Origin of the sequence: Streptomyces sp. NBC_01261, from assembly GCF_036226385.1 — a bacterium.
Classification (GTDB): domain Bacteria; phylum Actinomycetota; class Actinomycetes; order Streptomycetales; family Streptomycetaceae; genus Streptomyces.
On the sequence record NZ_CP108463.1, the window covers coordinates 4,611,796 to 4,623,766 of the forward strand.

General features: G+C 70.2%; 9 protein-coding genes. 3 read left to right on the top strand and 6 right to left on the bottom strand.

Features of this window, described 5'->3' with window-relative positions; genetic code table 11:
• The first annotated feature begins 7 nt into the window (after positions 1-7).
• Complete coding sequence (locus tag OG226_RS19935; protein ID WP_328679674.1) at positions 8-997, top strand: FecCD family ABC transporter permease; 990 nt, start codon at positions 8-10, stop codon at positions 995-997.
• Positions 994-2,031: a FecCD family ABC transporter permease gene (locus OG226_RS19940; protein WP_329349627.1), complete on the top strand. Its 1,038-nt coding sequence runs from the start codon at positions 994-996 to the stop codon at positions 2,029-2,031. Before OG226_RS19935 ends, OG226_RS19940 begins: the two co-directional genes overlap by 4 nt.
• A gap of 250 nt (positions 2,032-2,281) precedes the next feature.
• Here OG226_RS19940 and OG226_RS19945 read toward each other — a convergent pair whose 3' ends face one another.
• The gene (locus OG226_RS19945) at positions 2,282-3,322 is read right to left on the bottom strand and encodes an NAD(P)-dependent alcohol dehydrogenase (protein WP_328679678.1); all 1,041 of its coding nucleotides are present in this window, start codon (positions 3,320-3,322) and stop codon (positions 2,282-2,284) included.
• Between the two features lie 172 nt (positions 3,323-3,494).
• Here OG226_RS19945 and OG226_RS19950 point away from each other — a divergent pair, with 172 nt between their 5' ends.
• Entirely contained in the window at positions 3,495-4,427 is a 933-nt protein-coding gene (locus OG226_RS19950; RefSeq protein WP_328679679.1) for a helix-turn-helix domain-containing protein, read from the top strand.
• Here OG226_RS19950 and OG226_RS19955 read toward each other — a convergent pair.
• From OG226_RS19955 to OG226_RS19975, 5 genes are all read right to left on the bottom strand, one after another.
• On the bottom strand, positions 4,417-4,929 hold the full coding sequence (locus OG226_RS19955; RefSeq protein WP_329349628.1) for a hypothetical protein: 513 nt from the start codon (positions 4,927-4,929) through the stop codon (positions 4,417-4,419). The two genes, OG226_RS19950 and OG226_RS19955, sit on opposite strands and share 11 nt — an antisense overlap.
• Positions 4,930-4,963: 34 nt before the next feature.
• The gene (locus tag OG226_RS19960) at positions 4,964-5,734 is read right to left on the bottom strand and encodes a group II truncated hemoglobin (protein WP_328679684.1); all 771 of its coding nucleotides are present in this window, start codon (positions 5,732-5,734) and stop codon (positions 4,964-4,966) included.
• A gap of 83 nt (positions 5,735-5,817) precedes the next feature.
• On the bottom strand, positions 5,818-9,150 hold the full coding sequence (locus OG226_RS19965) for a S8 family peptidase (protein WP_329353443.1): 3,333 nt from the start codon (positions 9,148-9,150) through the stop codon (positions 5,818-5,820).
• A 277-nt stretch (positions 9,151-9,427) separates the two neighbouring features.
• Positions 9,428-10,114, bottom strand: a complete 687-nt coding sequence (locus tag OG226_RS19970; RefSeq protein ID WP_328679685.1) for an ABC transporter ATP-binding protein — start codon at positions 10,112-10,114, stop codon at positions 9,428-9,430.
• 134 nt (positions 10,115-10,248) lie between these two features.
• Positions 10,249-11,724, bottom strand: a complete 1,476-nt coding sequence (locus OG226_RS19975) for an ABC transporter permease (RefSeq protein WP_328679686.1) — start codon at positions 11,722-11,724, stop codon at positions 10,249-10,251.
• Between the last annotated feature and the right edge of the window lie 247 nt (positions 11,725-11,971).

Below are 11,971 nucleotides of genomic sequence, written 5' to 3' on the forward strand. Positions count from 1 at the left end.
GTACGCAGTGAGCGTCCGACGACTCGCCTGGCCGGCGGCCATCCTCGCGGTGGCCGCCGCCGTGCTGCTCAGCCTCGCCATCGGCACCCGTCCGATCCCCCCGTCCGAGGTGCTCAACGCCCTTTTCCACGCCGGGAGTTCGCCGGACGCCTTGGTCGTACGGTCGCTACGGCTGCCCCGCACCGAGATCGGGCTGACGGCCGGTGCCGCACTCGGCGTCGCGGGCGCCGCGCTGCAGGCCGTCACCCGCAACCCGCTCGCCGACCCCGGCATCCTCGGCCTGAGCCAGGGCGCGGCGGCCGGCGTCGTCCTCGCCATCGCGACCGGCCTCACGAGCGGTTTCAGCGGCTACGTCTGGTACGCCTTCGCCGGCGCCGTCCTCGCCGCCTGCCTCGTCTACGGCATCGCCGCGCGCGGCCGGGGCGGGGCCTCACCGGTCAAACTCGCCCTCGCCGGTACGGCGTTGTCGGCGATGACCGCCGGTGGTACGACCGTCGTCCTGACGTCGAGTTCGGCGACGCTGGACCAGTTCCGGTTCTGGCAGGTCGGCTCGCTGAGCGGCCGGGACGCCGACACCGTCGTGGAGATGCTGCCGTTCCTGCTGGCCGGGGCGCTGCTGGTGCTCGCCTGTGCGCGGGGGCTCGACGCGCTGGCCCTCGGGGACGAGACGGCGCGGGCGCTGGGACATCGGGTGGGGGTCGTCCGGGTGTGTGCGGCACTCGGGGCGACCCTGCTGGTGGCGTCCGCGGTGGCCGCCGCCGGACCGATCGCGTTCGTCGGCCTCGCCGTCCCGCACCTGGCCCGGCGCCTCACCTCCGGCGGGCATCGCGGTCTGCTGCCGCTGTCCGCGCTGCTCGGCGCCGCGCTGCTGGTCGGTGCGGATGTGGCGGGGCGCGTGGTGCGCTCTCCCGCCGAGGTGCCGGCCGGGGTGATGACGGCGTTGGTGGGGGTGCCGGTGCTGGTGGTGCTGGTACGGCGGAAGGGGACGGCCGTATGAGCGCCACCGGTGTCAGCGTCCTGCGCCCTCACCCCGCCGTCTCCCTCCTCCTGCACCGCCGTTCGGCCGTCGTGGCCGCGACTCTCCTGCTCGTGCTGGCCGTTGCGATGACCGCCGCCGCCTGTTGCGGGCAGACCTACATCTCACCCGCTGCGGTGTGGCACACCCTGCGGACCGGCTCCGGTCAAGACGACCTCGTCGTCAACGAGTTGCGGGTCCCCCGGATCGTGCTCGGCGCGCTGGTCGGTATCGCCCTCGGCCTCGCCGGAGCGCTTGTGCAGACCGTCACCCGGAATCCGCTCGCCAGTCCGGACGTGATCGGGGTCGGGCACGGTGCCGCCGCCGCGACCGTGCTCGCGCTGTCCGCCGGGATGGTGAACTCGCCCAGTGCGATGCCCGCCGTCTCCGTCCTCGGCGGGCTCGCGGCAGCGGCGCTCGTGTATGTGCTGGCCTGGCGGCACGGGATGCAGCCAGGTCGGTTCGTGCTGACGGGAGTCGGCATCGGGGTCGCGCTGTCGGCCGTGGTGCAGCTGTATCTCGCGGACAGCGAGTTGCAGGCCGCCGAGCAGGTCAAGCTGTGGCTGACCGGTTCCCTCAACGGGCGGGGCTGGGAGCAGGCGGGGCCGCTGGCCGTCGTACTGCTGCTGTCACTGCCCGCGTTGGTGTGGGCGAGCCGGGCCGTCCGGCCGCTCGGGCTGGACGCCGACACCGCGGCCTCGCTCGGGGTGCGGGTGGACCGGACGCGGCTCGCGGTGACCGTGCTCGGGGTGGTGCTGGCCGCGACGGCGACGGGGGCGGCCGGGCCGATCGGGTTCGTGGCGCTGACCGCGCCGCAGTTGGCCCGGCGGCTCACCCGTACGCCTCAACTGCCCTTGGTGTGCTCGGCGTTGACGGGTGCGGTGATCCTGGTGGCCGCCGACCTCGCCGCGCGGACGATCCTGCCCCCACTGGAGGTGCCGGTCGGCGCGCTCACGTCGCTGGTCGGTGGGCCGTATCTGTTGTGGCTGTTGGGGCGGAACAGGGCGGGGGGCTGAGGTTCGTCGGCGGCTACGGGCCCGTTGGGGCTGGTCGCGCAGTTCCCCGCGCCCCTGAAAACGCCTGGTCTGCCCCAACCCAGGGGCGCGGGGAACTGCGCGAGCAACCACAACGGCGCAGCAGCCACCAAACCACCCCTCAGGGGCGCGGGGAACTGCGCGACCAGCCACGACGCACCCGCATCCGCCCTCCGCGACGCACCGGGTCCCGGAGCCGCACTGCTCCGGGACCCGGGTTGAAGCGACGCCGTCAGATCGTGGCCACGTCGATCACGAACCGGTAGCGGACGTCACTCGCCAGCACCCGCTCGTACGCCTCGTTGATCTGGTCCGCGGAGATCAGCTCGATCTCAGCGCCGAAGCCGTGCTCGGCGCAGAAGTCCAGCATCTCCTGGGTCTCCGGGATGCCGCCGATGCCGGAACCGGCGAGGGTCTTGCGGCCACCGATCACCGAGAACAGGTTGAGGGAGACGGGCTCCTCGGGGGCGCCGACGTTGACCAGCGCGCCGTCCGTCTTCAGCAGCGACAGGTACGCGCCGAGGTCGAGCGGGGCCGACACCGTGGAGATGATCAGGTCGAGGGTGCCGCGCAGCTCCTCGAAGGTCTTCGGGTCGCTGGTCGCGTAGTAGTGGTCGGCGCCGAGCTTCAGGCCGTCGTCCTGCTTGCGCAGCGACTGCGAGAGGACGGTGACCTCCGCGCCGAGCGCGTGCGCGATCTTGACGCCCATGTGGCCGAGGCCGCCCATGCCGATGATCGCGACCTTCTTGCCGGGGCCGGCGTTCCAGTGCTTCAGGGGCGAGTACGTGGTGATGCCGGCGCAGAGCAGCGGCGCGGCCTCGTCGAGGGAGATGCCCTCGGGGATGCCGAGGACGAAGTTCTCGTCGACGACGACCTTCTCGGAGTAGCCGCCGTAGGTGGGCTCGCCGTCCTTGCCGACGGAGTTGTACGTGCCGACGCTCCCGCCGGTGCAGTACTGCTCCAGGCCCGCCTTGCAGTTGTCGCACTCGCGGCAGGAGTCGACCAGACAGCCGACGCCCACGCGGTCGCCGACCTGGAACTTGGTGACGCCGGGTCCTACCTCGGAGACGATGCCGGCGATCTCGTGGCCCGGGACCATCGGGAAGATGGCCTCGCCCCAGCCCTCGCGGGCCTGGTGGATGTCCGAGTGGCAGATACCGGCGAACTTGATGTCGATCAGGACGTCGAACTCACGTACGGCCCGGCGCTCGATGGTGGTGCGCTCCAGGGGAGCCTTGGCGGCGGGGGCTGCGTATGCGGCGACTGTGGTCATGCCGAAAGTCTCCTAGCGGGGGGATGTGCGCCCGGCTGCCTTCCGACCGGGCACGCTGCCAAGCCTGCCCGAAAGTCGCGGGGCTACCCAGGCCACGCTTCTGCGTACGTCCGCTGTGCCTACCACCAGCGGGATCAGGCTCCTGGACGTACGACCGGGAATACTGGGCCGTATGGACGAACAGCCCGAATCCGCCCCCGCGCCCCCGGACCCCGGCCGGCACCTGGACCGCCGTGCCGAGCTGAGCGAGTTCCTGCGCACCCGGCGGGCCCGGCTGAAGCCGGAGGACGTGGGGCTGCCGGACTTCGGGCGGCACCGCAGGGTCCCCGGGCTGCGCCGCGAGGAGCTGGCGCAGCTGGCCGGGGTCTCGGTGGCGTACTACACCCGCCTGGAGCAGGGCAACGGCCGGAACGTGTCGGCCGAGGTCCTCGAAGCGATCGCCCGCGCCCTGCGCCTGTCGGACGCCGAGTCCTCGCACCTCACCCACCTCGCGAAGCCGAAGCAGCACAAGAAGAAGCAGCCGGCCCCCACCCAGCACGTGCGGCCTCCGCTACGGCAGCTGCTCGACTCGATCGAGACGGTCCCGGCGTACATCTCGGGCCCCCGCTCGGACATCCTCGTCTGGAACCGGATGGCCGCGGCCGTCTTCGGCGACTGGTCGGAGCTGCCGCCGCAGGAGCGGAACTGGGCGCGGCTGGTGTTCCTGCGGCCCGAGTACCGGGAGCTGTTCGTGGAGTGGGAGCAGAAGGCCACGGACATCGTCAGCCTGCTCCGGATGGACGCGGGCTGCCACCCGGACGACCCGCGCCTGTCCGCGCTGGTCGGTGAACTCTCCGTCAAGAGCGAGGAGTTCAGGCGCCTGTGGGCCACGCACGACGTCAAGGAGAAGACCTACGGCGTCAAGCGCCTCCACCACCCCCTGGTCGGCGACCTCACCCTCCACTTCGAGGGCTTCCGCCTGAGCGACGGCTCCGAGCAGTCCCTGGTCACCTACCACGCGGAGCCGGGCTCTCCATCGGCCGACGCCCTGCGCCTGCTGGCGAGCTGGGGCACGGACGCGACCCGGGCGGGGGCGTCGACCCAGCGCCCCGACCTCACTCCGTGACGCCGAGATCCGCCCGCATCAGCCGCCGCATCGCGGCGAGCCTCGGCTCGGCCTCCTTCAGGTCGAGCAGAGTCCCCTCGGCACTCTCGCCGTCCCGGCCGAGCCCCCGATCCAGGCGTTTCACGACGGCGTCGACACCGGCGAGCACCTGGTTCACCGAACGGGAGGCGTCCAGGATCCGCTCGGGCACGACCATCTGCGCCTCGGCGTACCGGTCCCGGTAGTCCCGCCGCGCCTCCTCCAACTGGTCGCGTTCCAGCTCGGTATAGACACCGTCGCGGATCCGGTGCAGGGCGTCCTTGAGCAGCGTGTGGAACTGCCGCGAGGCCCGGTTCATCGCCGTGTAGGCGTCCCGCCGCTCCTCGAACCGCCGCACCCGCTCGGCGCTTTGGGCCTCCTCCGCGCGCTGCCGGGCGGTGAGGCGCTGACTGAGGACGGGGGCGAAGAGGGTGCCGAGCACGCCGACGACGGCGGTGATCATGGCGGTGACGGCGACGGTCATGGGGTGACTTTATGGCACCCCCGATACGGCGGTGTCACCCCTGGTAGGGCGGCATCGACCCCCAACTCCACCGCGGCACCGGCTGTTCCGCCGGCGGCTGCGCGTCCGGGCCGGAGAAGTACACCGCCAGCCGCGTCCCCCACTCCACGTACGCGACGAACGCCGACCGGAACTCCGCGTCCGTCGGCAGGCCGGCGTCGTCCGCCGCGTCCTGGATGAGGTCGACCCAGCGGCGGCGCTGGCGCTCGCTGATGTGTTTGCCGAAGTGTTTGGCGACCATGTGACCGTGGCCGCCCTGGGTCTCGGAGTATGTCGCCGGGCCGCCGAAGACCTCGCCGAGCCAGAGGGCGACGTGCCGGGCGTGCTCCGGGGCCAGGTCGGCGAAGAGGGGCGTGAGGAGGTCGTCCTTGAGCACCTTGTCGTAGAAGACCTCGGTCAGCCGGGAGAAGGCCTCCGCGCCGCCCGCCCAGGTGTACAGGGTGGGGACGGCGGAGCCGTTGCCACGTACCGGTGTCGGCTCGTAGTGGCGCATCTCCTCGATGTCCTCGACGTACGGGCCGATCTCGGCGAGGAACGGCGCGAACAGCTCCGACCGGCGGAAGCCCTCCAGGTGCGCCTCGGTCGACGTCCAGGTGATGCGCAGGACGAAGTGCTCGGCGTCCTCCTCGCAGCGGGCCAGTTCGTACGACACGCACTGCGGGGCGGCGGCCAGTTGGGGTGCGGCACGGGTGTAGGCGGCCAGGAACTCCGCCGACCGATGCTCAGGGATGCGGTACCGGATGTACTCGACGGTCTGGGCTGTCATAGGGCCACGGAAACACGTACGGCCCGCCGGAAGCTGCACTTCCGGCGGGCCGTTCGCTGTCGGCCTACTCAGGTACTAGCGGCTCACTTGCCGTAGTACGCGTTGTAGATCGAGATCGTCGACTTGTTGCCCTTCTTGTCGGCGATCTTCGCGTGGAACGAAATGGCCTTGCCCTTGGCCGGGTTGGTGACGGTGATCTTGCCGTTGACGACGTTGACCTTCTTCCAGGTCTGGCCGTAGTCGTACGACACCCACACGCCCAGGGACTTGAGGTTGCGGCCGGCTGCCGCGCCCTCGACGGTGACCGGGATCGTCGCCTTCTTGCCGGCCGCGACGCGGCTGTCCAGGCCGGTCGTCGCGTTGAAGCGGGCCGTGGACACCGGGAGTTGGGCCACACCGCCACCGGACGGCTTCTTGGAGGAGAACGTCCAGCTCGCGTCGATCCGGGTGGAGGCGGCGGCGACCTTGACGCTGCGGATCACCGAAGTGGTCAGCTTGTACGAGGCGTTGGCGGCCGGGACCTTGAACACCTCCTGGCCGAGCAGCGGGTCCTGGTTGGAGCCCACCTTCGTGCCGTTGCGGTACAGGGTGGTGTTGACCGAGGTGAACAGCGACGAGCCCGCGTGCTGCGCGGAGTCGGCGAACAGCGGCACGATCCCGGAGATCTCGTTGCCGTTGCGGTACACGCCGTAGACGTCGTCGAGGTGCGGGCCGAAGACCGCCGTGTTGAAGGTCCGGGTGTACGTCCGGCCGGCCTTGAAGGTCTCCAGGTCGTTCGAGACGTAGGAGGACTCGGAGACCGGGAAACCGTCCGGGCCGAGCGCGCCGTCCTGCTCGAAGTCCAGCTCCCACTGCGCCCCGTCGATGGTGGAGACGTGCAGGACGCGGGTGCCGGGCAGCGGCTGCGCGATGCTGGTGGAGGAGGCCCCGCCGCCACCGTCGGGCAGGTAGCCGAAGGCGAAGAGCAGGCCGGTCTTGCCACTGGCCGCGGCGCCCATGCGGGCCTTCACCGTGGCGAGTTCACTCGCCTTGTAGTGCTTGGTGAAGCCGGTGGCGAGCTGCTTGACCACGCCGCCGGTCGCGGTGTCGTACTGCTCGTCGGTGCCCTTGAGGAAGTGCGCGTCCCACTGCTCGGCGAGCGAACCGTCGGTGATCTGCGGACCGAGGTGCGCGGAGCGGAAGTTGGCGTACGTGTCCAGGAGCCAGCCGAAGGAGGCGCCGCTGTCGTCCGTCGTGACCGAGTAACTCGGTGACGCGAAGGCCGACTTGGCGCCGGCGTCGGGCACGGTGATGTCGACCGGCCTGGCGGTGCGGGCGTCGATCGTGACCGAGGTGTTCTTGGCGATGTCCAGCTTGGGCTGGGCGATCCAGTCGGAGCCCTTGGTGAGGTCCTCCGGGTCCACGAAGATCCCGGCGTCGAGGACGTAACCGCCCTTGGGGACACGCACCTTGACGGTGCCCGAGGCGTCGTACGGGGTGAAGTAGCCGTCGGCGCCGAGGCCGGACAGTCCCGCCACCGTGGCCGAGTAGTACTTCGCGGGGCTGCCGTCACGGTTGATGAACTTCAACGTGAGGTCGTACGACTGGACTTCGCGCACCACGGCCGCGGCCGTACGGACGCTCTGCCCGTCGCCCGTCGCCGTCACGTACGCGGAGTAGGCGCCGTCGAGCGTGCCGCCGAGCTTGGTGTTGGCGGTCAGACCGACCGAGGCCGAACCGCCCGCAGGTACGGTCACCGACGTCTTGGCGAGCTTGAAGAAGCCCGAAGGGGCCGGCCGGCCCTTGGGGTTGGTGGCGGCCACGGCGAGTTTGAGAGTGACGGCCGTGGTGCCGAGGTTGCGGTAGGTGACCTGCTTGGTGACCGGGGTGTCGTCGGTGTGCGGCCACTGCTGGACGCCGAAGCTCTCCGACACCGGGTCGGCGATGACGTTCTGCTTGATGGCCTTGTCGACGGCGATGCGGCCCGAACCCTGCTCGAACGGCGTGTAGTCGCCGCCCTTCGCGGACCCGGTGAGCGCGCCCTTCAGCTCGGCGTAGCCCCAACTCGGGTGCTCCTGCTTGAGGATGGCGGCGGCACCGGCGACATGCGGGGTCGCCATCGACGTACCCGAAATGGTCAGGTAGCCGGGCGGGTTCTCGCCGACCTCCTTGTCGATGACGCTGCCCGGGGCCGCGGCGGCTGTGATGTCGACGCCCGGCGCGGTGACGTCCGGCTTGATGGCGCCGTCGCCGACGCGCGGGCCGGTGGAGGAGAAGTCGGCGAGCTTGTCGCTGCCGTCGACCGCGCCGACCGTGATGGCCGCGTCCGCGCTGCCGGGCGAACCGATCGACTGGGGGCCCTCGTTGCCCGCGGCGATCGCGAAGAGGATCCCCTTCTCGGTGGAGAGCTTGTTGACCTCCGCCTCCAACGGGTCGATCCCCGGGGTGTCCTGGCCGCCGAGGCTCAAGTTGACGATGTCGGCGCCCTGCCCGGCCGCCCACTCCATGCCGGCGAGGATGCCGGAGTCGTCGCCGAAGCCGTCGTCGTCGAGGACCTTGCCGTTGAGGATCTTCGCGTCGGGCGCGACACCCTTGTACTTGCCGTTCGACTTGGCGCCGGTGCCCGCGGCGATGGACGCGACGTGCGTGCCGTGACCGAAGTGGTCGTTCGCGTCGGCGGCCGTGGAGAAGTTCTTGGACTCGATGACCTGGGTCTTCAGGTCCGGGTGATCGGCGTCGACTCCGGTGTCCAGGACGGCGATCTTGACGCCCTTGCCGGTGTATCCGGCCGCCCACGCCTTCGGGGCACCGATCTGCGGCACGGACTTGTCGAGGCTGGCCCTGCGGACCCCGTCGAGCCAGACGTGCGCGATGCCGGCGGCCGACCTGTCGCCGTCGGTGACCGCCTTCCACAGCTCGGCGGTGTCCTGCCGCGGGGTCTGCACGGCGTCGGCGTTCAGCGTCTTCAGGGACTGGCGCAGCCTGCCCGCGTCCCGGACGTCGGCCTTGGTGGCGGTGGCGGCGCCCTGGTAGCCGACGATGACCTTGAGGCCGGCCTTCTGGGAGGCGCGCTCCGCCGACTTGTTCAGCTCGGTGACGTCGAAGAGCCGCTGGTCGAGCTTTCCGGACGCGATCAGCCGGGCCGCGTCGACGGGTATGACGAGCGTGTGCCCGTCGAGCTTGCGGACCTGAACAGGTATGTGTTCACGGCCCTTTGCCGGCCGCAGACCGGCGACCCGGCCCTTCGCGTCGACGGTGACGCGGTCGCCGGTGATCAGGGTGATGTGGTGGTCGCCCTTCAACCCGGCCTGTGCGGCACCGAGTTGCGCGGCACCGGCCGCACGCTGTTCGGGCTTCGCCGACGCCGGGCTGGTCATTCCGGCGGCGAGGGCTACGGCGGCGGACGCGGCGACGGTGGCCGCGCACGCTCTCTTCACGTGTCTGCGCAAGGCTCCCCCTGGAGCTGAGGTACCGGGCGAATTCCCCGTTCACCCGACCGGAGGAAAGCCCGCACACCTGTGCGTGACACCCCCCGGAATACGCAGTATGCCGAGGGGTGATCACCCGCTCAAGAGATGAGAGGAGGGTAAGAAAGCGCGTCCGCGAACTGTTACGCCGTCGCCCGGACTCCGTTACGCAGTCGACGGGTGAAGCACGCGAGAACTCCGCTAGGGCTCCGCAGAGAACCCCGAACTCCCTTCAGCGCCAACCGAGTTACTTCGATCCGGCGTTCTCCTTCACCGTGATCTTGCCCTTGCGGATGGTGGCGAGACGCGGCGCCTTCTTCGCGATGGCGGAGTCGTGGGTGACCATGATGAAGGTCAGCCCGTGCTCCTTCCACATGCGCTCCAGTACGTCCATGATCTCGTCGCGCATCGACTCGTCGAGGTTGCCGGTCGGTTCGTCGGCGAGCAGCACCTTGGGCTGCTTCACGAGCGCGCGGGCGATGGCGACGCGCTGCTGCTGTCCTCCGGACATCTCGCCGGGGAGGTGGTTGGCCCGCTCGCCCAGGCCGACCGAGACCAGTGCCTCGGCGGCCCGCTCGCGGCGGATCTTCGCCTTCATGCCGAGCGGTACGAGGGCGGTCTCCACGTTCTCCTGGGCGGTGAGCGTCGGGATCAGGTTGAAGGACTGGAACACGAAGCCGATGTTCTCGCTGCGCACCTTGGTGAGCTTGGCCTCGGAGAGTTTCGCCAAGTCGACGCCGTCCAGGACGATTTCGCCGGCGGTGGGGCGGTCGAGGGCGCCGATCATCTGGAGCAGGGTGGACTTGCCGCCGCCGGTCGGTCCTTGGATGACCAGGCGGTCGCCGTCGCCGATGGTGAGGTCGATGCCGTCGAGGGCGTGGACGGTCTCCTTGCCGCGTGAGTAGAGCTTGGTGACGCCTCTGAGTTCGTACATCGTGCAACTCCTGGGGAAGTAAAGGGTGTTGGGGCCCGTCGTGGGACGGGCCCCGTTTCGCCGTAGTTCGGCTGCGGCGCCGTCGTGGCTGGTCGCGCAGTTCCCCGCGCCCCTTTGGGGCGCAGCAGTTACCGCTACTCGACTCTGCGCAGGGCGTCCGCCGGGCGGAGTCGGGACGCTCGCCAGCCGCCGAAGGCGCCGGCGATCAGGCCGCCGGCCACGGCGAGGCCTACCGCGAGGGCGATGGTGGTGGCGTTGACGGGCGCGGTGAGCGCGACGTCGAGGGTCTTGGCCGCGGCCTGTCGGCCGCCGCCGAAGCCACCGCCGCCACCGCCGGGTCCGCCGCCCGCCCGGGCGCCGCCGCCGGCCGTGTTGCCGAGGGAGGCCGACAGGGTCGGGCTGATCGCGGTCACGACGTACGCGCCCGCCAGGCCGAGCGCGATACCGAGGACACCGCCGACCAGACCGTTGACGACGGCCTCGCCGACCACCTGCCGGGTCACCCGGCCGGACTTCCAGCCGAGCGCCTTCAGCGTGCCGAACTCCCGCACCCGGCGCGAGACCGCCGAGGAGGTGAGCAGACCGGCGACCAGGAACGCGGCGATCAGGACCGCGATCGACAGCCACTTGCCGACGCTGGTGGCGAGGGAGGAGGCGGTGGACAGGGACCCGGAGACGGTGTCGGCGAGATCGGCGGACGTGGTGACCGTCGTACCGGAGACATTGCTCGTGATGGTCTTCTTGACGGCCGAGATCTGCTTGGAGTCGGTCGCCTTGACGTAGATCGTGGTGACCTTGTTCTTGTCACCGCTCAGGGTCTGCGCCTGCGTGAGCGGGACGTACAGGTTGGCCGCCGCGTCGCCGCTGGTCGCGGTGGCGATGCCGATGACCTTGTACTTGACGCTCTTGATGGTGACGGTCGAACCGACCTTGAGCTTCTTCTCCTTGGCGTACGCCGAGTCGGCGACGACGACCTTGGAGTTGGCCTCGGCGGTGGTGAAGGTACGGCCGCTGGTGATCTTCGAGGAGGTCAGCGGGCCGAGCGCGGGCTTGGTGACGTCCGTGCCGTAGACCGAGTACGCGTTGATGTTGAAGTTGGCGCCACCGCCGGTGACCGAGCCCTGCGGCGCGCCGGTGCCGCCACCGCGGTTGCCGCCGCCTCCGGTGCTGCCGCTCCCCTGGTTCTGCTGGAACTGGCCGCGGGTGAACTGCCCGTCGACCTTGACGACGTTGAGGCTCAGCCCGCCGACCGCGTCGGAGACGCCCTTCTGCCCCGCCACCTTGGTGACGGTGCTGGAGGCCAGCGTGGTGAAGCCCTGGACCATGACGCGGTCACTGCTCTGCGTCTTGCTGTCGCCGTTGTTGTTGGCGTCGAACTGGAACCGCGGCTGCTGCGAACCGCTGGCCGTGGGCGTGGCCGCCTTGGTGACGGTCATGTCCGTGCCGAGTCCGTACAGCGACTGGAGGACCTTGTCCTGTGCCTTCCCCATGCCGGAGGACACGGAGTTGACCACGATGACCAGCGCAATGCCCAGTGCGAGGCCGGAGGCGACGACGAGGGCCGCTTTTCTGCGGCGGCGCAACTCGCGCCTCAGGTAGGTGAAGAACATGGCCCGCAAGCTAGGTACGGCGCGTGATGATGCCATAAGGCCGACATAAGAGAACGATGAGAAGGCTGTCCGTGGCCAAAGAATGAACCCACGCGGGGCTGTCAATGGGGTTGCGCTATCTACCGTTCTACGGTGTTTACGGCGCCGGCGACGGCCCGTCGCGGGTATCCGCGTTGCCGTACGCGATGTGCTGGTGTGATGATTTCACCCATGTCCGATCGCGGGGGAAACGGCATGGAGAACACCG